The sequence below is a fragment of the Arenibacter sp. ARW7G5Y1 genome (genome assembly GCF_003201775.1).
GTDB lineage: Bacteria > Bacteroidota > Bacteroidia > Flavobacteriales > Flavobacteriaceae > Arenibacter.
Window position 1 is genome coordinate 43,195 of record NZ_QJJZ01000005.1, and the last position, 25,302, is coordinate 68,496.

The following is a 25,302-nucleotide window of genomic DNA, read 5'->3' on the forward strand; positions in this document are numbered from 1 at the left end:
ATAAAAAATGGAAAAACTACAACTAAAAATACCGGTCATCCTTCCGCAAGTTCCTAACGAAAAAGATTCTTGTGTTGAAAGGCTTATTCAAAAACTACAAGCTAAAGAGGGCATCGAAAAAGTGCACATTGCCGATGCAAACGGAGATGATGTGCCGCAGCTCTGTTTTCATTATGACCCAGATATCATTTCCATTGACCGCATTCAATCCCTCGCCGAAAGTACTGGTGCCGAGATTACCGAAAAATACGGGCATTTGCTCATTGAAGTTAAAGGAATCAGACACACAAGGCAGGCTCGTTCCATAGAGAAAAGCCTTTTGACAATCAATGGAGTTTTGGAAGTTTCCGTTTCAGGCTCTGGAATGGTACGACTTGAATTTGATAAAAAGCAAACAAATTTTGATGAAATAAGTAAACAAATTGAAAAAGAAAACCTTCAGATTCAGCGGAGTGCTTCAAACGAAAATGATTACACCAAAGCATCCAAAAAACAGGAGCGTTCAAAGAAGGAAGATACTAAAGAACAAACTTCCACAGAGGGCGAGACCCACGATGAAGGAGAAGAGCACGCCCACGGTGGTATTTTCGGTAAAAATACGGAGCTCATTTTTTCCATTATCTGTGGGGCACTTCTCGGAATAGGTTTCGGGCTTTCCTATGTAGAATCCATCCCAGATTGGGTCAGTCTTACTTTATATATTGGTGCTTACTTTTTCGGTGGTTTCTTTACGGCCAAGGAAGCAGTACAGACCGTCGCCAAAGGCGGTTTTGAAATTGACTTCTTAATGCTTGTTGCAGCCATTGGGGCAGCCATTTTGGGAGAATGGGCAGAAGGTGCCTTGTTGCTGTTCCTGTTTAGTTTGGGTCACGCCCTTGAACATTATGCAATGGAAAAGGCCCGAAAGTCCATTGCGGCACTGGCAGATTTAGCACCAAAAACGGCATTGCTCAAAAAAGATGGCAAGACCGAAGAAGTTGGAATTGAGGAATTGAGTATTGGCGATATTATAGTGGTCAAGCCCAATAGTAAAATATCCGCAGATGGCGTCGTGGTCAATGGAAAAAGCAGCGTCAACCAGGCACCTATTACCGGGGAAAGTGTACCCGTGGACAAAATTCCCGTGGAAGATACGAGCAGGGACTATTCCGCAGATGATGATATAAATGATGAAAACCGCGTGTTCGCCGGAACTATCAACGGTAATAACACGCTGGAAATAAAGGTAATCAAAGAAGCCAAAGACTCTACGCTGTCCCGACTGGTCAAATTGGTCAACGAGGCACAGACCCAGAAATCCCCAACCCAACTGTTGACCGACAAGTTTGAAAAATACTTTGTACCATCCGTACTGATATTGGTGGGTATCCTACTCTTTGCCTTTTTGGTCATCGACGAGCCATTTAGTGCCAGCTTTTATAGGGCGATGGCGGTATTGGTCGCAGCAAGTCCCTGTGCATTGGCCATTTCAACACCAAGCGCCGTATTGAGCGGTGTGGCACGGGCAGCACGGGGCGGTGTACTTATTAAAGGTGGGCGACCTCTGGAAGACTTGGGCGAATTGACCGCCCTTGCTTTTGACAAAACAGGCACGCTTACCGAAGGAAAGCCTAAACTTACCCAAGTTGTTCCACTTGGGGATATAGAAGAAAATGAACTTATAAAAATAGCCGTAGCTGTTGAAAATTTGAGCGACCACCCTTTGGCAAAAGCCGTTGTAAGGGATGGAAAAGAACGTCTGGAAGGCACTTCAATACCCGATGCGACCGATTTGGAAGCTGTTCTTGGAAAAGGTATCAAAGCTTCTTTGGGCAAGGATAAAATCTATATTGGAAACCTTGACTTGTACGAAGACCTCGATGAAGCAAAACCACCCGAAGAAATATCGAATAAAGTAAAAGAACTTGAAGGTGGTGGAAATACCACAATGCTCATAAGAAGGAACAAAGAATATATCGGTATCATCGCCCTGATGGATACCCCACGGGAAGCGGCCAAGGAAACACTGAAAAAATTAAAGGAAATCGGCATCAAACGGATGATAATGCTAACCGGGGATAATCAAAAGGTTGCCGATGCCGTTGCTAAAGAAATTGGGTTGACCGATGCCTGGGGAAGCCTGTTGCCAGAGGAAAAGGTTGATGCCATTAAAAAATTAAAAGAACAGGAATCCAAAGTCGCAATGGTAGGCGACGGTGTGAACGATGCCCCTGCAATGGCAAACAGCACCGTAGGAATCGCAATGGGTGCTGCGGGCAGTGATGTAGCATTGGAAACAGCTGACATTGCCCTAATGGCCGATAAACTGGAAACCCTGCCCTTTGCCATAGGTTTGAGCAGGAAGGCAAAAACCATTATTAAGCAAAACCTTTGGGTAAGCCTCGGTATTGTGGCATTGCTCATACCATCGACCATTATGGGTTGGGCCAATATCGGTATTGCAGTGGTCATCCACGAAGGCTCAACGTTACTTGTGGTTTTTAATGCGTTAAGGCTTTTGGCTTATAAAAAATAAATTTAATAAAAAAGGGTTGCTTTTGAAAAGGTTAAAATGACCAAAACGGAAAAGATACTATCATATCACGGGATTCGACCTACTAAAATGAGGTCGAAGATATACAAGTTCCTAAAAAGGAAACAAAGTGCCGTGTCCTTTTCCGATTTGAAAAAGGCCTTTGTTCAAAAGAGCGAAACCAATAAAACAGCAAACAGAACGACCTTTTATCGCAATCTCAAGATTTTTGAGGATAAAGGGTTGATTCATCAGATTAATGATGGGGTCGGAGTGGCAAAATATGCGATTTCTGATGAAAACGCCAAAGGTAAATACGGTACAGATTTACATATGCACTTTCATTGTACCGATTGTAGGAAAACAATCTGTTTACCAAATAAAATATCGGAAGAGAGCTTGCCAGACGATTATGAAGTGAACGATGTGAACCTAGTATTGAAAGGAATATGTGAAAAATGCAGGAAAAAATAACAGGTGGGAGTACTTGAACCTTGAACCTTTGCGCCCAATGGTCCAGTTCAGGTTTTTTCCACCCTCTTTAACTAAAAAATATGGCAGAACTAAAAAAATCTTTGGGTACGCTTCGACTTACCTTTTATGGCGTTGGCACGATTGTGGGTGCAGGAATCTATACCGTGATTGGTGCAGCTGCTGGACAAGCGGGCACAGACCTTTGGTTGAGTTTTATTTTTGCAGCAATTGCGGCTAGTGTCTCTGCAATGTCCTATGCAGAGTTGTCCTCTACCTATCCCAATGCTGGTGCGGAATTTATTTTTGTACGCAAGGCATTTCCAAAAATTGATATTCCGTCTTTTCTCACGGGTTGGACGATTGCGTTTCATAGTTCGGCCACCATTGCAGCCGTGTTACTTGCCTTTTCGGGGTATTTCAATACGTTTTTTAATATGCCCTCTCTTCTAATAAGTTATGGCATTTTATTGGTGTTGTCATTAATTAGTATTACAGGCATCACAAAATCGTCGACAGCAAATATTATTATGGTCAGCATTCAACTTTTGGGATTGTTATTATTGATAGTATTTGGACTTTTGGAAACTGGTCCACCCAAAGCAGAATTTTTTAAAATTGAATCGATTTCTGGAACTTTGGCGGCCACAGCTACACTGTTCTTTATCTATACTGGTTTTGAACATATGGCAGCTTTGGGTTCGGAAGTTAAGAACCCAGGGAAAACAATTCCCCGTGCATTTTTAATGACTATGGTAATAACTACAATAATTTATTTATTTATTGCTTTTACGGTTTTGAATATTGCAGACCCTTCCGCTTTGGCAAACGTGGATTCGCCACTTTCTCTTGCAGCTTCCAATCTCAACAATTGGTTGCCTGTGGTATTGGCTATCGCTGCACTTTTTGCTACGGCTAATGCTGCTTTTAGTGGTATCATATCCATAAGTAGGCTGCTTTTTGGAATGGCCAGTGTCGGAGAACTTCCAAAGTTTATGACCAAAACCAATGCACAGAAAGTACCGTGGGTTACTACTATTGTAGTTATGGCAGCAGTTGCGGGATTTTTATTGTTGGGCGATATTAAGATTGTAGCAGGTATGTCTTCTTTAGGCGCTTTACTTGTTTTTGTTGCCGTAAATGTCGCACTTATCGTGCTTCGGTTTAAAGCACCAGAGCAAGAACGACCATTTAAAGTTCCTTTGGCTATAGGACGAGTGCCGATTTTACCCATTTTGGCGATACTTATAAGTCTATCATTGATAATCCAATTTAATTGGCAGGTTTATTCAGCGTTCGTAGGTGCTGTTATCGTGGGTATTGTGCTTGATTATTTTTTGGACAAAAAGTCAAAAGATGAAATAGACCCTGAAAAAGAAAAGGAACTTTTTAACCATTAAAATGAAGCTATGGACTGGATGTTTGAAGATTTTAAAACTGACCTAGATACCTTAAATCCTATTGTACGAGAAAAAGCCCTGTCCATAGCAAAAGAACTAATTGAAAAAAAAGATATTTCAGCAAAAGAAGCTTTATCAGAAGGCATCATAAGGGCGGAAGAATGGTTTTACGATTTAGAAGGATAATTATTAATTAAAAACTATATAAAATGTTACAGATAATCGAATTAAAAGAAAAAAATATTGTTGCAACAAAAGCTTCGGGCAAATTGAGAAAAGAAGATATAGAAAAAATCCATCCACTTATCCACGCCATACTGGACAAAGGAATGAAAGTCCGGTGGTATTTTGAGATGGTCAACTTTACAGGTTGGGATTTACCTGGTTTATGGGAAGACCTAAAAATGGACACAGCCCACGCCACGGACTATGAAAAAATAGCAATGGTAGGAGATAAAAAATGGCAGAATTGGATAACCCAATTTATGAAGCCTTTTACCAATGCCGATATTAAGTATTTCAATATAGACCAAAAGGAAGATGCCAAAAATTGGATTGAGAGCCAGTAAGCTTACTTCCGTAAAAGACAGACGATGAATAAAAAAAGCATTCTTATTACCATTTTAATTGGGTTTGCCATAGGTGTTTTTATCCTTCAACCTTTTGGGATAACAATTTTCACGTTTAGCAGCCAGAATTACGAAATCAATTGATGGCAATATTTAATAAATAATTTCATTGAAATTTTAAATATCAATGGGAATCAAATTTTTGAGAACACTCTGTTTGGCTTATTAGGTGCAAGTGTTGCGCTAATTTATTATTTCGGTAAACGAGAAAAGGATATAGATAACAAGTAGCGGTAAATCGTTATAGGAATGAGCGAAATTTTTTATTTAAATAAGTTAAGTGAAAACTTAATTAATAGCAGGCAGCTTTTATGATGCTTTTTAAAGCAAAATGATTAATAGTATTAAAAGCAAAAGTAGAAGCTGCTTTTTTAAATTATACAAGTAAAGATGCGCATTATGAATATTAAACATTGTTTTTTAATAATCTTGTTGGTTAGTTATTATAAGGTAAATGCCCAAAAAGTTTATACAACTGAAGAAGGTCATATTATGATGATGACTTTGGTTGATGATAAACCCATCAAGGCAGAAAGCCATAAATTGGCACTATATCTTGATTATGATTCCAAAGTGGTCAATGGTGTACTCGACCTTAAGACTTTATCAACATATAGTCCTAAAATCAATGCCCTTTTAGAACAGCGGGAAGACCCTTTAATACTTCGGTTTACTGGCACTATTCCATCACAGGATTTTTTATCAAAACGGCACGACCCTATCAACTTTAATTGGCTGATAGATGTTACTTATCAAGGGAAATCCTTTAAATCACAATTTAAAGCAACCATTACCCATATAGAACAAGGAGTAAGTATGTCCTGCCTGATAAGTGCAACCGGACAATTATTGGTTTCAAATACTGGTTTGGATTCCTTAATAGAGGGTATCGATGATACCATAGAGGTGCAGTTTGCCCAATTGGTGTTGAGATTGGAATGACTGTGAATTTAAATAAAATTATAATTGATATAAATGAAAAAAAAGAAACTGAATTTAAGAGATTTAAATAAAACTTCATCCGATAATCACAAGCGCAATGATGGCCACAACCATAGCAGTCCGGAAAGTATAGGGAAATTTAAAATTTATGTACCAGCAATTTTCAGCTTTGTAATGCTGATTATTGGTATTGCGATGGATTATTTTGACGTAGCTTTTTTTAAAGATTGGATACGTATTGTCTGGTATGCAGTCGCATATCTTCCAGTAGGTTTTCCTGTGATAAAGGAAGGTTGGAACAGCATCAAAAATGGCGATTTCTTTACCGAGTTTTTATTGATGTCCATCGCAACCATAGGTGCATTCGCCATTGGCGAATATCCCGAAGGTGTGGCAGTAATGTTGTTTTATGCGGTAGGCGAATTGTTCCAAAGTGCCGCCGTTAAAAGAGCCAAGAGAAGCATCAAGGCATTACTAGATGTAAGACCTAATGAAGCCTTGGTCTATAGGAACAACAATTATGTTTCTGTAAATCCCGAAATCGTTGCTATTGGCGAAAAAGTGCAAGTCCGTGTGGGCGAAAAAATTCCTTTGGATGGTATTTTATTGTCCGAAAAAGGCTCGTTCAATACCGCAGCATTAACGGGCGAAAGCAAACCTGACACCATTGCAAAAGGAGAAAAAGTATTTGCAGGAAGCATCAACCTTGATGGCGTTATTGAAATCGAAACCACCAAGGAATTTAAAGACAGTTCCATTGCCCGAATCCTTGATATGGTCCAGAATGCCACGGCTCGTAAATCAAAAACCGAATTGTTCATTAGAAAATTTGCAAGAATCTATACACCTATTGTGGTATTCTTGGCGATTGGATTAACATTTTTGCCCTACTTTTTTGTGGATGATTATGTGTTTAACGATTGGTTATATAGAGCATTGATATTCTTGGTAATTTCCTGTCCGTGTGCCTTGGTTATCTCTATTCCGTTGGGTTATTTTGGTGGATTGGGAGCAGCTTCAAAAAATGGAATTCTCTTTAAGGGAGCATCTTTTTTAGATGAAATGACAAGGATAACCACAGTGGTAATGGACAAAACCGGAACCGTGACCAAAGGTGTTTTCAAAATCAAGGAAATAAAAACCATTGATTGGGATGAACCCGAATTTATGAAATACCTAATGGCAATGGAAGAACAATCCACCCATCCCATTGCCAAGGCCATAATGGAATATAAAGCCGATGGCGAAGATTTTCAGGCAAAAGAAGTAACCGAAGTCGCAGGAAAAGGATTAAGGGGAATGGTCAATGGCAAAACTGTTTTAGTTGGGAATAAACCATTGATGACTTCAAATAATATCGAAGTTCCATCTGAAACCGACAACATTGTAGAATCCATCGTAATGGTTTCCATTGATGGTAAATTCGCTGGCTATGTCATCATTGCAGACGAATTGAAAGAAGATGCCCACGAAGCCATCAAACAAATTAGAGAATCTGGAATTTCCAAAATCATAATGCTTTCCGGCGATAAGGATTCCATAACCCAACAAGTGGCAAAAGAAATGGGTATTGATACTGCAAAAGGCGGTTTGTTACCAGAAGATAAGCTCAACGAAGTTGAGCATTTGAAAAAACAATTTAATACTAAAGTAGCCTTTATAGGCGATGGCATCAACGATGCACCGGTTTTGGCAGCGAGCGATGTTGGCATTGCAATGGGTGGTTTGGGCAGCGATGTGGCGATAGAGACCGCAGATGTAATCATCCAAACAGACCAACCAAGTAAAATAGCTAGAGCCATAAAAATAGGACGTTCTACAAGACGCATCGTTTGGCAGAATATTGGGTTGGCCTTTGGTGTAAAAGCAGTGGTTTTGGTTTTGGGCGCAGGTGGTCTGGCAACGATGTGGGAAGCAGTTTTTGCCGATGTAGGCGTGGCCTTGTTAGCCATTCTGAATGCGGTTCGATTACAGAAGATGAATTGGAAATAGTATAAAAGAATGTCTCAAAAAAGAAGAAATAGAAGAAACAAAAAAAATCGGAAATCATCGAATACCGACATCACAAAAAGAGATAAGGTCAAAGGTATTCTTATGATAATCCTTATGGTAATAGCCGCATTTCTGCTTTATTTTTTTGTGCTAAAAGGAAATATTCATAAGCATTAATGAATTAAGATAATAAAATATTCCAAGTGGTTTGTGTGGCTACAAAAATTGAAGTGGAAATGATTGATATATAGTAAAAATGATATTCTATGTCGGAAAATAGACGGAATAGACGAAATAAAAAAAGCAATAAAGTACCCTCTGTAAAAAATAGTATTACCAAAAAAGATAAAATAATTTGGATTAGTATTCTAATCGTTGTTATTGTGTTAATCTTCTTTGTACTGTTCTTGCAATTCCTAAAGTACTTTATATCTATTTAATTAATTACAATTTTAAATGCAACGCTATTGCAGAAGATTAAGTGAAAATAATGATACCCAGAATGAATGACGACAAATTACGACGATATATTAAAAAAATTAGACAATAAATTAGATATTCTTGAAATAGAAGAACAAGATATTTTACTCAAAGCTGAAAAAGGGATTAAACTTGCAAAACAGACCCTTAAATCAGTTAGAAGTATCGTAGTTGATTATGAATTTGAAACCAAATTAGAGGAAATTCATTTCTTTAAATGTACTAAACCAAAAATTTATAGCAAACTTATTTATTACGTAAAATTATTTAACATTGAAAGTAAAAGACCCAGGGGAAGCAATAAATCGCAAGTAAAGTATTTGAACAATTATATTGAGAAACTTCAAACCTACTTTAACGACAATCTTGATTTTTACCATTATTACCGCAGGGAAGCTACTGTATTTGATGAGCAATATTTTTTAAGAGGCAAGGCAGATATTCGGTTGTTCCCAGACTCATTTCACTTTTTTGTTGATGAAGAATTTGCAACAAGCCACGATAGTACCGTGGCCTCAATTTTAGCCTACGACCTTTTGATTGTACACTTAAAACGGGAAATTGATAAATTGGAGAATAATGGAAATTATGCAAGTTTAAGATTGTTACAAAGTAAAACCAAAATTACCTGGACAGCCCACAAAATATATTTAATTGAACTGATATACGCTTTGCACAGTACAGATGTCATTAATAATGGTACTGTTGACATTAAAGATATTGCCTATTTTGTTGAAAAAACATTTAAAGTGGACTTGGGCGATTATTACAGAGCTTTTTTGGAAATACGGATGCGTAAAAATGGCAGAACCAAATTTTTGGATATTCTGAAAAAGCAGTTGACCAAACGGATGGATGATACTGATAACGTAAAATAAAACACCCAAGATGCTTCAACTTGGGTGTTTCTTGTTTTATGGAAAATCTCATTTTATTTGGTGGTTTTTAGATAGGGTATTTTTTCTGAAGAAGTACCAAAACCCTCTATTGTATTACATTGAAAATGAGAGAAGAAAAACACCCAAGTAGGCCTAACTTGTGAATAAAATCCAGCAAACTACCCCAATTTTGTAGAACGAAAGTCAAATCAGGTCAGGGGCTATCATTTTAGATGAAAGCAAAACGGTAGTCCCTTTCTTTTAATCCGTTCTATTATGCCCACAAGTATTATTACCACAGACGACCTTCGAGAATTCAAAATGGAACTGCTCGATGATATCAAGGAACTACTCAATAGCCAATCTGGTCATATTACCAAAAGGTGGCTAAAATCCCCTGAAGTAAAAAAGCTTTTGGGAATCTCTTCTGGCACGTTACAGAATTTAAGAATTAATGGCACATTGCCCTACACCAAAGTAGGGGGTGTACTCTATTACGATTACGAAGAAATAATTAGCGTAATGGAAAATAATAAAGTTCATAACAAATTCTAAATCGTTTTGGAGCAGGTCAATTACATTAAGCACCTAAACGCTGTATTCTTACAATTCTCAAAGGATAGCCGTTTAAATCCCACGCACATAAGTTTGTACGTGGCATTGTTTCAATTATGGAACAACTATCACTTTCCGACAGAATTCTATATCAATCGAGAAGAAGCGATGCGGTTTTCCAAGATTGGTTCAAAAACTACCTACCATCGCTGCATCAAAGAACTACATCATTGGAAATACCTATTATACGAACCCTCACATAATCCATTTAAAGGCAGCAGAATCAAGATGTTCAATTTTGGGACAAGTGATGGACAAGCTCTGTACCCAAACCCTACCAATATCGGGACAAGCAATGGACAAGCGGTGGTATCTATAAACAAACATATACAAACAGGAAAAAACAAAGCAAATGATACTAAACTTGACAAGCCAAAAAATGAAAATGAAGTCATTGATTTTTTTGAAAAGGAAAATTGGCCAGAATTGGAAGCCAAAAAATTTTACAACCACTACCAAGGCATCGGTTGGAAAGTAGGTGGAAAAACAAAAATTGTCGATTGGCACGCCACAGCTCGAAACTGGATGATAAAGGCCGAAGAGCTAAAAGAAGAAAAAACAATGGTTGCAGTTAGCCAAAATACGGACAACCTAAAGACAAGTTCCAACAAAAATTATAATGAACCATTATGAATCCCCACAAACCACATATCATTACCGAGGGTAGCGTTCAATACACCTTGGGAGAACTGAAAGACAATCAAATGCTTTATGATTTTGATAAAATGCTAATTTATCTCAATGCCAAAGGAAAACTACTTTTTGGCAAGAAATTCAAAATTTTTGAAGAAGACCGTGATATTATATTCAAGCTCTGTAATTATTTTATCAGGGATGAAGCTAATTGCAAAAAATTAGACATCGACCGCGATAAAGGGATTTTGCTTTCTGGTCCTGTTGGTTGTGGAAAAACCAGTTTAATGAAACTGTTACGCCATATTGTGCCACATCAGAAATCGTATGAGGTTATACCCACACGAAACATTGCCTTTGCCTTTAATAATATTGGGTACACCATCATTGAAAATTACGGCGACAAAAAGTTTTATTGTTTTGATGATTTGGGTGTAGAACCCACCGGAAGGCATTTTGGAAAAGATTGTAATGTAATGGGCGAAATCTTACTTTCACGTTATGATTTATTTTTAAGTCATAAAACTAAAACACACGCAACTACAAACCTCAATGCTAAAGAACTGGAGGAACGTTATGGGAATAGGGTACGTTCAAGGATGCGACAACTGTTCAATTTAATTGCCTTTGATAAAAGCAGTCGTGATAAAAGGGATTAAATCTAATTTTGGTTTTCTTCCTCTAAAAGAAGTAGTTCGTGTATCATATCGCTTTCATCCAAATATTGAGCCAACCATTCTTGTTGGGAAAGCCAATTGATATACTCTTTATCAGATTCCCAAATAGCTTCAACATATTCCCCTCTATATTTACCGAAACTAAATTTCGTTCCAGAATCTTGTCCCTCAACTTCAGTATCGAACAATTTGTAATAGGTTTCTAATAAACCTTCTTCTCTACACCTGTAATACAGCCATTGTTTTTTATAGCCTTTGTATTGCCTTCTTTTTTCAAGATATTTTACCATTTCAACATCAGATAAGGCCTTAAATGAATTTCGTTTGGTTTTTGGTTTAAACAACCATCCAAAAGTCATCCCCAAAGTATTTTGAAGTACGTTCAAAAAGAAAATTGCAATTGCTCTCATTTTATTTGCACTAGAGTTTATAACACTCTAATTAGGCTTAATTTACGAAAAAAAACCAAAATTTTGACTTCCAGAAGTAAAGATATATTCTTAATAAAATTTTAACAATTTGTAGGAAACCGTAAGAATTTAAAAAGACATTTCAGTATATTTATAGGCGATTACGCTTAAAATATTAATGTTTAAAAAGCTAATGGGAAATCATTGGCTTTTTTATTGTTTCAAAATAATTATTATGCATATAAGTTCACTATCCATTAGGAATTTTAGAAATTTCTATAAATCAAAATTCATTTTTAAAAAAGGTATAAATACTATTTTAGGAGAAAACGGTTCAGGTAAAACCAATCTCTTTTTTGCTTTACGAGTTTTAATTGATGATAAACTTCCAAGATATATAAGATTTAATGAGTCTGACTTTAACCGAGGTCTGGGTAAATGGGCTGGACATTGGATAATTTTATCGGTTACTTTTGACGAACTGGATGCGAGTGAAGAAGCACAGGTACTGGCAGTACAATCTTCGGGAGATATGGAAGGCAGCAAAAAGACTGGAAGTTACTCGGTGTACTTTAGACCAAAATATCAGTTTAGAAAAGAATTATATGATTATTCACAAACCGCAGGTAAAAGTGTAGCAGGGCTTCAGCTTTTTTTTGATAAACTTACGATTGATGATTATGAAACGTCTTACTTATGCAGAGGCTCTGGAGATTTTAGTGATGACACTACCTATAAAAAGTATGTTGGCGATTTTGATGCTGTTGAATTCCCAAACCCAGATGATAAAGAAGAATTGATTTTTGGAACGTTTCTGCCGAGGGAAATAAGTGTGCACAACGAGGTTTCTTGTACGTTCATTAAAGCACTTCGAGATGTCGAAAGCGACTTACGTTCCTATTCTACTAATCCATTGATTAATTTATTACGAGGAAAGGAAAAAACTATTGAAGTTTCAAAACAAACGGACATCATTGATAGCGTTAACAAACTTAACGACCAAATTAGTTCTCTCAAAGAAGTAAAGGATGTGAAAGATGGAATTGACAAAAGTATTAAGGAAGCTGTGGGTACTACTTACGGCCCTAATATAGATGTCAAATCAGAACTTCCAAATGATATGGAAAAACTACTGCAATCACTCAAACTATGGGTTGGCGACCCAGATGAAGAAGGTTATATGGGTAAAATATGGGAGTTGAGTTTGGGAGGTGCAAATATGATTTACCTATCACTAAAGCTATTGGAGTATGAAAAAATCAGAACGGATAGAATTGCAAATTTTCTTTTAATAGAAGAACCAGAAGCACATATTCATACGCATATTCAAAAAACCCTTTTTGATAATGTGCAAACCAATAAAACACAGGTTATTATTTCAACGCATTCTACTCACATTTCATCTGTAAGCCGAATAAGTTCAGTAAATATTTTAAGCCGAGGAAATATGCAGACTTTGGTATATCAACCATCTAACAATCTTGATGATGATTATATAACAAGAGCCGAAAGGTACTTGGACGCCATAAGAAGCAACTTGCTTTTCGCGAAAGGCGTTGTTTTGGTTGAAGGCGATGCAGAACAGATTCTCATTCCTCAAATGTTTAAAAAAGTCTTTGGAATTTCGCTCGATGAAATTGGGATAAGTCTCGTAAACATTGGAAGTACAGGTTTTAAAAATGTTGCAAGGCTTTTCCATAAGGATAGAATTCAGAAAAACTGTGCCATACTAACTGACTTGGATGCCAGTATTGTCAATTTACCTGCAAATGAAGTTGATGATTCTGCTTATGAAAAACATTGTAGGGCATCGCAAATTAGTGGAGCTGAAAGAAAAAAGGAATTGGATAAATTTTGTGACAAAAACGACTTCTTGATTCCTTTTTACTCTAAATACACCTTTGAAGTTGATTTCCTTTTGAATGGGAATAGCCACGAATACGTACAATCACTTCCTGAAATTTTCAAACAACAAGCAGCTATTGATTCTTCAAAGAAAAAGTTAGAAGAAAAATCAGTTTCGATTGCAGGTGTAGAAGTTTTACGATTGGCTGATAAAAAAGGCAAAGGTTGGCTGGCGTTGGTTGTTGCAGATAATTTAGTTTACAATACTTATATTCCTGAATATATTTTGAAAGCCGTTGCTTTTGCATCTTCGCATTTAAATAATGCCTCTAAAGCTAAAACCGCTAAATACAGGTTACGAAAAATTAGTCGTAGTAAAAATGATAGTTATTACGATGTAGCAACAAAAATTAGTTTTAAGGATAAAGAAGACCAACAGGTTATTGATGACTATATAGCCAACTTTCCTAATGACCAATTTACTAAATTTTTATCGTTTATATGATTTTAGATACTTTAAGCGACCAACAAAAAGATGCCGTTGTTAAAGATGGAAATGTACTTCTTACAGCTTGCCCAGGAAGTGGAAAAACACGAGTGATTATTCATAAACTCGCTTATGCTCTAAAAAATATTGATGTAAACAGTAAACAAAGGATTGTCGCTCTAACTTTTACCGTAAGGGCTTCCGAAGAAATATATCGCAGATTAAACGCAATGGGAATTAATAGTAATCGGGTTTGGTCTGGCACTTTGCATTCATTTTGTCTCGAATGGATTATAAAACCCTATTCCTGTTATTTACCTGAACTTGAAAACGGCTATTTAATTGCCGATGAAACTTATGCCTCGGATATCATAAGTGAACTTAAAGAAAAGCATAAGTTAAAACCTATTGACCCGATTAATTTCAGATTCAATAGGGACGGCACATTTGCCGAACCAAAAACAATTCAAAAAAGAGTCCTTAAGGATTATCACGAAAGGCTACAAACAGAGAAGTTAATTGATTTTGAGCTTCTACTATACTATTCATACAAACTCTTAACCAAGCATCCTAAAATAAAAAAAACGTTATCGAACATTTTTAGCCTTATATGTGTTGATGAATATCAAGACACGCAAGATTTGCTTTACGCAATTATTTCGTCGATTGTAACAACTGGGGAAGGTAGCTCAAATCTATTTTTAGTAGGAGATACAGACCAAGCAATTTATGCATCTTTGGGTGGCATTGCCAAAAGTTTGGAAGAAATACAGGAAGAGTTAAACACTTTACCTATTGAGCAACTTACGCTTTCTGGAAATTATAGGTCCACACAAAGAATTATCGACTTTTACTCTATATTCCAGACAAACCCAATTAAAATTGAAGCTATTGGTACTAATAAAGACGTTGATAGTATAATAACGTACAATAACACCATTGACAAAGGATATTTAGTAGATGAAATTGGACGACTTATAGAGCATAGTTTAGATAATGGAATTCCAGAAGATGAAATATGCGTATTGGTTCCGCAATGGTGGTTAATAACTACTATCACAAAACAGTTGAGAGCTAAACTACCAGATGTAAATTTTGATGCTTCAGGTTTAGCACCAATGTCAAAAAATCGAAATAACATTTGGTATAAGTTATCGAGGTTGTTCTTAACGCAGCCACAACCAAAAATATATTCATTGCGATACAAATGGTGTTCTGAAGTAATTGAAAACTTTAAAGAACATACCAATACTGAATTCAGCGAACAATATCAAACAGAGCGAAATGTATTGAAATTGATTAACTCGATAACATCCAATGAAACTGAAGGTATCGATTATCTTAATGATTGTTTTGACCAGTTTTTAGAGGCTGTTGGGATTGACCAAACTATTTACGCACAACTTCTTATAAATAGGAAGACCTTTTTCGATGTAATAAAGAGCCGTCTTGAAGACCCAACGTTTCAAGTTCCAAGTGACATAGCATCATTTATGAGTTTTTATAGAGAAATGTCAGGCGTCGTCATCAATACTTGCGTTGGTGTTAAAGGAGAAGAATTTGAAACCGTTATTGCTTATGGTTTGCTAAATGGGTATATCCCACATTGGAATGACATTTTTACTGGAGACCCTGTTGCCGCTTCAAAAAAACTACTTTATGTTATCTGTTCAAGAGCCAAAACCAATTTACACTTGATATCAGAAACTGGCAGACAAACCAAAAAAGGAAACCCGTTAGAGATTACCCCAGAATTGCAAAATCTTAATTTTGAATTTGATGAAATATAAAAAATGTTGTAATCCATTTGTAACGATTTGAAAAATTAAGGATAGTGTTTTTAGGATAAAATGAAGAAAATAGATTTAGAGAAAAAATCATTAGAAATTCAAAAAATAATCTCTCGTTATACAAAAGAGAGCTTTGTATGTTTTTTTGCTGATTTTATTAGACACCATCCAGAAAGAAGCAATATTGGATTTTCAAAAAAATTCAAGTCAAAATTAAAAGATTCTTTATATCTGATAATGTTAAGACTCTCTACACCATTGGCAGGCAAGGAAGAACTTCATTATTCAGAAAAAAATGATTTAGTACTTCAGCAAGTTGCTGACATTCTTTTAGAGATAGTTAGTTTCTATTTATCAGAAAATTATGAGGGAAATGAATTTGATGAGATTTCTGATAAAAGACAAAAATTACTTGTTCACGAATTAGCATTCAAAAATTACTTTCAAAACGGAATATTAAATTATAGAGAACAAGAGGTAAATAAGGTTATTAGGATGTTTAAACCTTATCAAGATAAAATACAGGAAAGATTAGAAATCGATTTAAAAACCTTAATTAATTTATGCAATCATTCTGAATTAATTTATCGTGCAAAGTCAATAAATTCAAAGTCATTTATTTTAGACAAAGGCTTTGACAAACTGGCTCGACAATCTGCAAATGGATTATTAGCAGAGAATGAGTTTACAGATAAGCTGTTAGAACTTTCGAATGAGACCCAAGAAAGTTTTTTGAATTTTTTTGAGAAACCCCACCAATGTTTACTTTTTGCCAAACAAGATTTTCACCTCTCTTTTGAAGAAAAACATATTGATATTTTCTGTGGCTTATTTTCAATTGATATTAAAGATAATCATAGTAATTTATTTTATTCCCAACAAAATCCTTTAGAAAATAAACCGATTATAAGAATTAGTGATAATCAGTATTTAAACGTATATCAAAAACAATTGCCTTCAGCTCTATATGATTTACTTTATACCACGCTTACTCAAACAAAAAAGGAAAAAGAACAAGTAAATTTCCGTAGAGGAAAAGTTGTTTTGGAAAGCCATACTTTGGATATATTTAAAAAATTCTTCAAAAAATCAAAAAGGATTAAAATTTTCACCAACTATTACATAAACAACGAGCCAGAAGAAAAAGATATATTAATCCTTGTGGATAATAACGCCTATATCATTGAATGTAAAGCTTCAAGATATAGAGAACCACGAAGGGTTACGGAACAAGCATACCAAAGAATTAAATCTGACTTTAACGACTGTATTCAAAAAGGTTATGACCAATGCTATCAGGTTGAACAGGAATTGTTAAACAATGAAAAGGTTATTGTTAGCTTGAAAAATAAATCGGAGGTAATTATCACGAATGAAATTCACGAGATTTTTTGCATTGTAGTTACTTCAGAAAGATTTGCTTCCATACAAACCGATTTAGGATTAATGCTTAAAAGGAAAAATAATGAAGACCCTTACCCTTGGTCAATATATGTCGATGATTTAGAAACTTTTTTGAAAGTGCTTTACAATAGTTTCAGTAATCCATCCAGAAAGATTTTTAACTTTTTGGAGCATAGAGAATTACTACACGGAAGATTAATAACCAATGATGAATTGGATGTATGTGCTATGTTCCTAAAAGACCCAAAGAACTTCAAAGAAATATGTGAAAGTGAATATGTTGTTTTTACTGACCCAACCCTACAAAATTATTTTGACAAGTTATATTTTGACAAAAAACTAAAATTTAGGATTGAGGATTTTTAGTTTTAATTATCTCTTTGAAGATAGTTATAATAATCTTTCTAATGCTTTTTACAATTTCCATAAATATTTCCTTCATAACCCAACATTTAAATAGTTATACAATCCCATTAAAATGGCCAATGCCATTGCTCTTATATTTTTGGGCTTTAAAAAATAATCTGCTTCATCGGTGCTCGAAATAAAGCCCATTTCGATGAGTATAGCAGGGCGAATTTCGATATTTTCACGTAGCACTTGAAAATTTGCGAATCGAACTGCTCGTTTTTTAAAGTCCAATTTCAGAGTGCTTTCTTCCAAAATGGACAATCCCATTCCGATAGATTTCTTTATAAGTACTTCTTCATCGTTGGTATTATGCACGTAAATGTCCATTCCTTTTGCCGATGTGTTAGAGGCATTGCAATGTAACGATACAAACACATCAGCCTTTAAGCTTTCAGCTAATCGACTTCTATCGGATAAAGAAATTAAAGTGTCCATATATCTGGTCGAATACATATCAAACTCGTTATTTAAGAGGGTTTCATTTAGCCTTATAATCTCTTTGGCAATACTTAACGATACATCCTTTTCTTGAATACTATTTGTACCGATTGCACCAGTATCTTTTCCACCGTGTCCAGGGTCGATGATAATGACTTTTTGTTGACCGAAAATCACACAGAATTGTAGCATCAAAATCACAAAACTGACGTTTTTGGGCGTTACCCACTTCCAAAATTTTAGAGTTATCAACATCGCACTTTTCAATTTTCATAAAATTTGATACCAATTCGCATCAAATAAAAACAATTGACATCAAAACTTATTTTATTCACAATTTACTGATTATCAGTTCTTTGTATTGCAATATACACTATTTTTCAAATATCAAAATTGACGTAAAATCTAAATCACTTTGATTATGAAAAAATCACATTATGTAACCATCTTATCATTACTTATTTCAAGTACAACTTTTGCACAAATTGGAGGTATCGAAGATTCCGTAAACGATGTTTCTGATACTATCCGAACCATTTTCCCCATTATTTTGGGCGTTATCTTTTTAATTGGATTCCTATTTAATGCTGGACATTTCTTTGGCGAAAATGCCGATTTAAAAAAAGGGATTACCCGCGTACTGGTCTTTGTATTGATTGCGGGAGCAGTCGTGGGCATCTTTACGTACCTCATTAGCATCGTAGTGTAATGAAACGATTCGAGGTCTATAAAAACATACGCAAGCGAGCCGTGATTATGGGTCTGCCCATATCATTGTTCGCTTTAATGATGACCGTTGTTATCGGTTCATTGCTGTTCATCATCTTTTCGTTCAGCTTTACTGTTATCATTTCAGTATTTCTATTGAACGGTGCACTGTATATCGTATTGACTCACATTACCAAAAACCCTGCATTGATGCACATCAAAAAGGTATTCCCACAAACAATTAGTAACAAAAAAGGAAGTCGTCTGTACTATGAAGAAAATTAACCTATCGGCATATCATCCTATTTTGGATATTCAAGACCATATCGTGTTCGCTAATAACGGCAATGTGGTATTGGGCTATCAAGTGGACAATCCTGAAATCTATTCCCTCGCGGAAAAAGATTTTGAGGATATTCACGGTTCGTGGTTTCAAGCGTTTAAATCATTGCCTATTGCCACGGTTATCCACAAACAGGACATCTATCAGAAAGCTGAATATTTGGCGGAAGAACTTCCGAACAAAAGCTTTTTGCAACGTGCCACACACGATTATTTTAAAGGTCGGGAATTCATTAAACATTCTTCTTACCTATTCTTTATACTTCCGCACAACAAAGCTTTGAACGCACCGAAGTTTACCAACCCATTCCGCAAGGTCGAAAAGGGTATTCATAAGCAAATGGACCATAACGTTCAGGAATTTATTGCTTCTGTTAACGATGCCGTTTCCTTTGTAAATAACAGCCGGAAAGTGTCATTGATACCTTTGGGTATCGATAAAGTCTTGTCATTGACCAATGCTTATTTTAATGGATTCAACGAAGGATTTGATACCGACATTCTATTGAAAAAAGCGAATATTGAAATTGGCGACCATCATTTTGATGTGCTGGCCATCAATAGCGAATTGTGTTATGGCGATGTGGTTCAGAGTAGCAAGACCAATGATAAATTTACTTCGGACGACTTTGTATTCCACCAAGGATTTATTGACGGATTAGGGTTGAATCTCAATGAAAATCATATTGTCAACCAAATCATTTATTTGGATGATAAGCACAAATGGCGAAAGCTGTTGGACAAGAAAATTGAAGAACTCAAAAAGAGTTCCAATTTTGGAACACAGAACAAAGTCATCTTAAAGAAGATTGAAGACATTGTTACCAAAATCAATGAGGACGATAGTTCAAGAATTATTAGGGGTCATCTAAATATTATATTCTGGGATAAAGATGAAGCACAATTAGAAAGAATTGCTTCCAAAATAAAAACCGAATTCAAAGAATTGGATATAGTGCCTTATTATCCAAAAGGCGAAGAACGCAAGCAATATTTCTTAAACTCATATTGCTGTTTTACTTCCAATTTTTCTAATGAGGATTTATACGTAACCGATTTAAAACACGCTCTTTGCCTGTACATTAACAATACCAACTATCAGTCAGATGCCACAGGTGTCATCTTTAATGACAGACAACATAACATTCCTGTACTTAAAGATGTCTGGGATGAAAAGAAGAAACGCATCAAGGCAAGGAACTTTGCCATTTTCGCACCTACTGGAGAGGGAAAATCTTTTTTGGCAAACAATATTCTACGCCAATATTTTGAACAAAATGTTCGATTGGTCATTATTGATTTAGGTGGTTCATATTCAAAATTTGCCAAGCTCTATCCAGACGACCATATCATCCTTCGCTATGAACAGGGAAAAAATTTGGGTATCAATCCATTCTATATCTCTGATGTCAATGATTTGACACCAGAGCGATTGGAAGATTTGGCAATCTTCCTTTTAGAGCTCTTGGCTTCGGGCAAAGCAACGACTAAAGCTGAAGAAGTGGCGGTCAAAAAAGTACTTCGGTACTACTATCTACAAAATGTGGGTGGTACACATTCTTTGGAAAATTTATACCAGTTCGTTGATACAAAAAAAGACACCTTTTTAGAAGAACTACATATTCAAGAGCAACATTTCAACATCTACGATTTTCTGCACATTCTCTCTGAATATGTGGATGATGGCTTGTACAGCTTCCTGTTCAATGTAAGTGAAGACCAGACCTATAAAATTGAGGATAAAAGACTGATTGTTTTTGAACTTGATGAAGTAAAGGACAATAAGGAAATCCTTTCCGTAATGTTGAAGCTGATTAAATCTGCCATTCAAAGAACCATTTGGAGAAATAAAGCCGAGAGGGGAATCATCCTATTCGACGAGTTTGCCAAACAGCTCAAATTTGGAAATGTACTCGAAAGTGTAGAATTCTATTATCAAGCCATTAGAAAACAAAATGGAGCGATTGGGATTATACTGCAATCCATTAACCAATTGCCCAACAATTCCACATCGGCGAGTATTCTTGAAAACACCCAAGTAATTTACAGCCTTCGTAATGAAAAAGGCTATGCCGAATTAAAAAACAGGCTCAACCTTACCAGTCACGATTTAAACCAGTTAAAATCCATTCGTAACAACCTTACAGGAACACGAAAATATACCGAAATGTTCATCAAAATCGGAAAGGAAAGCAACATTTTCCGATTGGAAGTACCGCCCGAAGTCTTTGCTGCTTACCTCACGGATGGCAAAGAAAACGAAGACATTATGAAACATTTTGAAGAACACCAAAATATGGAGAAAGCCATTAAAATATTTATTAATTCTTAAAAATAAAAATTATGAGACACACTATCAGAAATCTAATGTTATCCGCACTATTTGTAGTGCTAATTGGAAGTAAGGCTTCGGCCCAGGGGATGCCTGTGTATGACAACACAAACTTTATCTCTTTTGTAAAATCATTATTGGAATCAGGTAAACAAACCGCCAATTTAATGAAGACGGTAAAATTCCTTAAAACCCAAAAAGAGAATATCGATAAGGTAAACAATGTCATCAAACAACTTCAAGCAGTCAGGGAACTGGCAAGAAACAACCAACGATTGTTTGATGTTGTACAGGATGATTTGAGGGAAATCCTCAATTCCCCTTTTATTAAACCAAATGAAGTTACACGCATTTCAGATTCCTTTGATGCCATCCTTCAGAACTCTATGGCTGGTATGGAATATATCGACCAAATATTGTCCAGCGACAATCTGAAAATGACCGATGCCGAACGTGCCGAAGTCCTTAAAGAAAAAGAGCTGGAATCCAAGGAAATGGTAGCGGAAATTGAGGCAAAAACCAGACGCTATCGAGAGATTATTCAATTTCGAGAAATGCAGTACAAAATCAATAACCGAGAAACCGATTACTAATGTCAGGTATTTTTTTAGGCATAGGGTTAGAGTTTGTGGACACTATTTTTCAAACGATAAAAAATAGTGATTTCTCACAATACACTATTGTAGGAATGAAGACACTCGCCCTCTTGTTTTTTCTCATCAACATCCTAAAAAAGTACAATGAAGGTGTAGCCAATAATGAGGGTTATACGTGGGGATTGACCCCTGCGGAACTGGCCAAAAACTTTGCAATAGTGATTTTAGTCATTTTTTCCACACAGGTATTAAGTGTTTTCGACACCATTTTGGTGGCCATTGAAAACCAATATCGGGACACGGCACCCGCACTTCTTCCTTTACAGATGCAAGATATTGACATCGAACAGGATGTAAGTGCTTGGGATGCCACCAAAAAAGCAATGGCAATGCTTTATGAAGCATTAGTAACACCTTTATACGGCTTAAAAATACTATCCTTTATTGCCGGAATATTTCTCTGGCTATTGGATTTGTTTATTTACCCCTTATTCCTTGCAGAACGATTCTTTTTGCTGGGCATAATGCAAGCCTTTTTCCCTTTGGTCATCAGCTTGGCGGTTTTTGAAAAGTTCAGGTCGTTGGCATACAACTTTTTTAAGCTTTACGCTGGCGTATATATGTTAGTTCCTGCCTTCTTTCTGGTCAATGTTTTCGTGAATAATCTTTATACCGAAATCAATACAAATTTCTGGAGCGACTTATTTGGTACGGATTGGGGGAGTAATTTTTTCGCACCGCTTTTACAGTTAGGGTCTATCGGATTTATTGTATTGCTGAAATTCAAATTATATAAACGAGCGACCTCGTTCACTTTTAAACTCTTTACAGGCTGATAAAGCAATAATAATTTACAGATGAAAACACCATATAAGAATATTTACAACATCTTAAAGCTCAATCGCTTTATAGTATTGACCGTCGTTATTGGAGCTGTGCTCACGTGCGTCATTTCCGTTTTGATGGTCATAAAGCTGCATAAAGAAACAGTTAATAATGCTTTTGTAGTCAATTCGGACGGAAGTGTTATTCCCTTGAAACTGGTATCTCAACAAGAAAATTTAAAAGTAGAAGTCTTGGCACAATTGGAGTTGTTTCACACTTATTTCTATAACATTGATGCCAGCAATTACGAAAAGAACTTGGAGAAAGCCCTTTGGTTGGGTAATAGTTCTGTAGATGCTCTGTACCGACAGAAAAAAGCCGATGGAGTTTATAACCGTTTGTTGCAATACTCGTTGGTTCAAAAAGTATTGAATATCGAATCCAAAGTTGATATTCAAAACGAACCCTACAAGTTTGAAACGAAAACCATTTTTGAAATCAATAGAGGTACTATCACAGATACTTATGAGTTGACCACTATTGGAAATTTGATTCACGTAGATAGAAACTTTCCAAACAATACCCACGGACTGCTAATTACCAACTTTTTTGAAAGCACATTACGAAAATTAGAAAATTATGAAAGTAGAAAAAAATAAAATAGTCTTTGCCATCGTGTTGGTATGCATCCTGCTTTTTATAGGTGGCTATGCAATGCTTATATTGGGCGAGGACGAAGAACCGACCATTGAGAACAACCAGATTCCTGTACCGGAACTGGAAGACGACCAAAAGGAATACGATTCCAAATTGGATGCCCTAAACGACTTAAAGGAAGTTAGGGAAACCAACGCACCCAGCATTTATGATGAACGGCTGTTGGATTCCACAGGCGTATATGACCCTGATTTATTGGACAAGAAAAAAATGCAGATGGTAGATAGCATTTACCAACAAGGGCAGATTCGATATTCAGATAGAACGTTTGAAAATATTAATCCAAGATACTATCCACCAAAACCACCTGTTAAGAAGGAAAAAGACACAACGGATGCTATTGAAGAGCAAGAAACGAACGTGGAAGCCAAAGAACGTGCTTTGGAGCATCAACTCTTTTTTGCTTCGCATCCTATTGAAAATGAGGATTTGAATTCAAAAAATACCGATGATTTCATTTATGTACGAGTAGATGGCACACAAACAGTTAAAACCAATTATCGCTTACAAATGCGGTTGATAAAAGATGCTACCATTTATGGACAACGCTATTCCAAGAATACGCCTATTTATGGATTTGTCAATTTTAAACCCAATCGCACCATCATAGACATTGAGAATATCAATCATCAACCAGTAAAATTGAAAGCCTATGATTTTCAGGATGGTAGCGAAGGCATTTATGTTGAAAACAGTTTTAGAGCAGAAGTTACCAATGAAATTGTTGGCGATATGGTGGACGACATTAATATTACTGGTGTTCCGCAAGTAAGCGGTTTCAAGAAAATATTCCAACGTAACCATAAAAACGTAAAGGTTACGATAACCGATAATTACAAACTCATTTTAAGACTTCCTAAAACAAAATATCAAGGAAAGCCCATAATGGGCAATTAATAAACTCACTCTTATGAAAACATATATCACATTACTGTTATTGATTTGTTCAATGTCAATTTCAGCACAGCAACCCCTTGACACTATTTACGCCAACGACCAGAAAAACGTTGCCCTGTTTTTTCCAAACCCTATTCGACAAGGAATTACAGGAGCTTCCAATTTTGTATTCACCTATAATCGTGAGAAAGAGCAGTATTTCGGTTTGTTACAGGCGAAGCCTGGAACAGAAAGCAACCTATTGACCGTTACAAGTGATGGTCGCGTTTATTCTTATATTTTGAAATATTCTGAAAAACTTCCAGAACTGAATTATTTTATCAATGAAAATGAAAGCATTGGCAGTGAACTTCCGGAAAAGATTAAGCAGAAGCCAGAAGTTAAACCGTTGAACGAATATGCAAATAGAATAACACATTTTCAAAAATTCAGCGAGTATTTATTAAAATCCAACTTTGAGCGTATTGAAACCAAACGCAAAAAAGGAATTAAAGTCCAATTACAAAAAATAGCGTATGATGCTTCTGAAGTGTATTTGGTTATAGAGGTCAAGAACAGGTCTGGAATCGATTTTGAAATTGACTACATTAAAGTTTATAGAACCAACGGAAACAAAAAGCGTAAAGCCTCTTACCAAAGATTACAACAAGAAGTTATTTACAAACACAAAATGCCATATTCCATTACTGATGGAGAAAGTCAATGCTTTGTGTATGTAGTTCCAAAGTTTGTTTTAGGCGACAACGAAAAGTTAATGCTGGAGCTGAAGGAGCTAAAAGGGAGCAGAAAAATGATTTTGGAAACCAAAATTTAAGAGGTGTTTATCACCTCTTTTTTTTGTGATTAAAAAAGTATCTTTGTTATAAATATA

General features: G+C 35.9%; 24 protein-coding genes. 22 read left to right on the forward strand and 2 right to left on the reverse strand.

The window, feature by feature from the left end; translation table 11 throughout:
* The first annotated feature begins 7 nt into the window (after window positions 1-7).
* The 11 genes from C7972_RS08935 to C7972_RS08980 all read left to right on the forward strand — a co-directional run bounded on the left by C7972_RS08935 (window position 8) and on the right by C7972_RS08980 (window position 11,211).
* Complete coding sequence (locus C7972_RS08935) at window positions 8-2,515, forward strand: heavy metal translocating P-type ATPase (protein WP_110355857.1); 2,508 nt, start codon at window positions 8-10, stop codon at window positions 2,513-2,515.
* Between the two features lie 36 nt (window positions 2,516-2,551).
* On the forward strand, window positions 2,552-2,986 hold the full coding sequence (locus tag C7972_RS08940; protein WP_026753622.1) for a Fur family transcriptional regulator: 435 nt from the start codon (window positions 2,552-2,554) through the stop codon (window positions 2,984-2,986).
* A gap of 80 nt (window positions 2,987-3,066) precedes the next feature.
* On the forward strand, window positions 3,067-4,383 hold the full coding sequence (locus C7972_RS08945; RefSeq protein ID WP_027126743.1) for an APC family permease: 1,317 nt from the start codon (window positions 3,067-3,069) through the stop codon (window positions 4,381-4,383).
* 9 nt (window positions 4,384-4,392) lie between these two features.
* Window positions 4,393-4,569 (forward strand): hypothetical protein, encoded by a 177-nt coding sequence (locus C7972_RS23775; protein ID WP_164674149.1) that lies wholly within the window; start codon window positions 4,393-4,395, stop codon window positions 4,567-4,569.
* Window positions 4,570-4,592: 23 nt separating this feature from the next.
* The gene (locus C7972_RS08950; RefSeq protein WP_027126742.1) at window positions 4,593-4,952 is read left to right on the forward strand and encodes an STAS/SEC14 domain-containing protein; all 360 of its coding nucleotides are present in this window, start codon (window positions 4,593-4,595) and stop codon (window positions 4,950-4,952) included.
* Between the two features lie 459 nt (window positions 4,953-5,411).
* Window positions 5,412-5,954 carry a hypothetical protein gene (locus C7972_RS08955; protein ID WP_027126741.1) on the forward strand — a complete coding sequence of 181 codons (543 nt, stop codon included), beginning with the start codon at window positions 5,412-5,414 and terminating at the stop codon, window positions 5,952-5,954.
* 33 nt (window positions 5,955-5,987) lie between these two features.
* Window positions 5,988-7,946, forward strand: coding sequence for a heavy metal translocating P-type ATPase (locus C7972_RS08960; protein ID WP_027126740.1), 1,959 nt, complete (start codon window positions 5,988-5,990; stop codon window positions 7,944-7,946).
* 506 nt (window positions 7,947-8,452) lie between these two features.
* Window positions 8,453-9,304: an RteC domain-containing protein gene (locus tag C7972_RS08965; protein ID WP_027126739.1), complete on the forward strand. Its 852-nt coding sequence runs from the start codon at window positions 8,453-8,455 to the stop codon at window positions 9,302-9,304.
* Between the two features lie 276 nt (window positions 9,305-9,580).
* Window positions 9,581-9,859 (forward strand): helix-turn-helix domain-containing protein, encoded by a 279-nt coding sequence (locus C7972_RS08970; protein WP_025743375.1) that lies wholly within the window; start codon window positions 9,581-9,583, stop codon window positions 9,857-9,859.
* Between the two features lie 6 nt (window positions 9,860-9,865).
* Window positions 9,866-10,552, forward strand: a complete 687-nt coding sequence (locus C7972_RS08975) for a hypothetical protein (protein WP_025743374.1) — start codon at window positions 9,866-9,868, stop codon at window positions 10,550-10,552.
* The gene (locus tag C7972_RS08980) at window positions 10,549-11,211 is read left to right on the forward strand and encodes an ATPase (RefSeq protein ID WP_110355858.1); all 663 of its coding nucleotides are present in this window, start codon (window positions 10,549-10,551) and stop codon (window positions 11,209-11,211) included. The genes C7972_RS08975 and C7972_RS08980 overlap by 4 nt, the downstream gene beginning before the upstream one ends.
* A gap of 2 nt (window positions 11,212-11,213) precedes the next feature.
* Here the strand turns inward: C7972_RS08980 and C7972_RS08985 are convergent, their stop codons facing one another.
* Entirely contained in the window at window positions 11,214-11,639 is a 426-nt protein-coding gene (locus C7972_RS08985) for a hypothetical protein (protein ID WP_027126737.1), read from the reverse strand.
* 235 nt (window positions 11,640-11,874) lie between these two features.
* Here C7972_RS08985 and C7972_RS08990 point away from each other — a divergent pair, with 235 nt between their 5' ends.
* The 3 genes from C7972_RS08990 to C7972_RS09000 are packed head-to-tail and all read left to right on the forward strand — an operon-like array spanning window position 11,875 to window position 17,531.
* Window positions 11,875-13,989: an ATP-dependent endonuclease gene (locus C7972_RS08990; protein ID WP_027126736.1), complete on the forward strand. Its 2,115-nt coding sequence runs from the start codon at window positions 11,875-11,877 to the stop codon at window positions 13,987-13,989.
* A complete protein-coding gene (locus C7972_RS08995) occupies window positions 13,986-15,761 on the forward strand; it encodes an ATP-dependent helicase (RefSeq protein ID WP_027126735.1) in 1,776 nt (591 codons plus the stop codon). The genes C7972_RS08990 and C7972_RS08995 overlap by 4 nt, the downstream gene beginning before the upstream one ends.
* A 60-nt stretch (window positions 15,762-15,821) precedes the next feature.
* The gene (locus tag C7972_RS09000) at window positions 15,822-17,531 is read left to right on the forward strand and encodes a hypothetical protein (RefSeq protein ID WP_027126734.1); all 1,710 of its coding nucleotides are present in this window, start codon (window positions 15,822-15,824) and stop codon (window positions 17,529-17,531) included.
* Between the two features lie 72 nt (window positions 17,532-17,603).
* On the opposite strand, the gene C7972_RS09005 is transcribed toward C7972_RS09000, so the two are convergent.
* Window positions 17,604-18,281, reverse strand: a complete 678-nt coding sequence (locus tag C7972_RS09005) for an N-acetylmuramoyl-L-alanine amidase (RefSeq protein ID WP_257895163.1) — start codon at window positions 18,279-18,281, stop codon at window positions 17,604-17,606.
* Window positions 18,282-18,435: 154 nt separating this feature from the next.
* On the opposite strand from C7972_RS09005, the gene C7972_RS09010 reads away from it, so the two are divergent.
* From C7972_RS09010 to C7972_RS09045, 8 genes are read left to right on the forward strand one after another with little or no spacing between them, the layout of a single operon-like run.
* Entirely contained in the window at window positions 18,436-18,723 is a 288-nt protein-coding gene (locus C7972_RS09010; RefSeq protein ID WP_025743366.1) for a hypothetical protein, read from the forward strand.
* Window positions 18,723-19,007 (forward strand): hypothetical protein, encoded by a 285-nt coding sequence (locus C7972_RS09015; RefSeq protein ID WP_027126732.1) that lies wholly within the window; start codon window positions 18,723-18,725, stop codon window positions 19,005-19,007. Before C7972_RS09010 ends, C7972_RS09015 begins: the two co-directional genes overlap by 1 nt.
* Window positions 18,994-21,396, forward strand: a complete 2,403-nt coding sequence (locus C7972_RS09020) for a TraG family conjugative transposon ATPase (protein ID WP_025743365.1) — start codon at window positions 18,994-18,996, stop codon at window positions 21,394-21,396. Before C7972_RS09015 ends, C7972_RS09020 begins: the two co-directional genes overlap by 14 nt.
* A gap of 35 nt (window positions 21,397-21,431) precedes the next feature.
* Window positions 21,432-21,989 (forward strand): conjugal transfer protein, encoded by a 558-nt coding sequence (locus tag C7972_RS09025; protein WP_339917541.1) that lies wholly within the window; start codon window positions 21,432-21,434, stop codon window positions 21,987-21,989.
* Window positions 21,989-22,828 (forward strand): hypothetical protein, encoded by an 840-nt coding sequence (locus C7972_RS09030; protein ID WP_034230060.1) that lies wholly within the window; start codon window positions 21,989-21,991, stop codon window positions 22,826-22,828. Before C7972_RS09025 ends, C7972_RS09030 begins: the two co-directional genes overlap by 1 nt.
* A gap of 21 nt (window positions 22,829-22,849) precedes the next feature.
* Window positions 22,850-23,476 (forward strand): conjugal transfer protein TraK, encoded by a 627-nt coding sequence (locus C7972_RS09035; RefSeq protein WP_025743362.1) that lies wholly within the window; start codon window positions 22,850-22,852, stop codon window positions 23,474-23,476.
* On the forward strand, window positions 23,457-24,431 hold the full coding sequence (gene traM, locus C7972_RS09040; protein ID WP_025743361.1) for a conjugative transposon protein TraM: 975 nt from the start codon (window positions 23,457-23,459) through the stop codon (window positions 24,429-24,431). The genes C7972_RS09035 and traM overlap by 20 nt, the downstream gene beginning before the upstream one ends.
* A 13-nt stretch (window positions 24,432-24,444) precedes the next feature.
* A complete protein-coding gene (locus C7972_RS09045; RefSeq protein ID WP_027126729.1) occupies window positions 24,445-25,245 on the forward strand; it encodes a DUF4138 domain-containing protein in 801 nt (266 codons plus the stop codon).
* Window positions 25,246-25,302 lie beyond the last annotated feature (57 nt).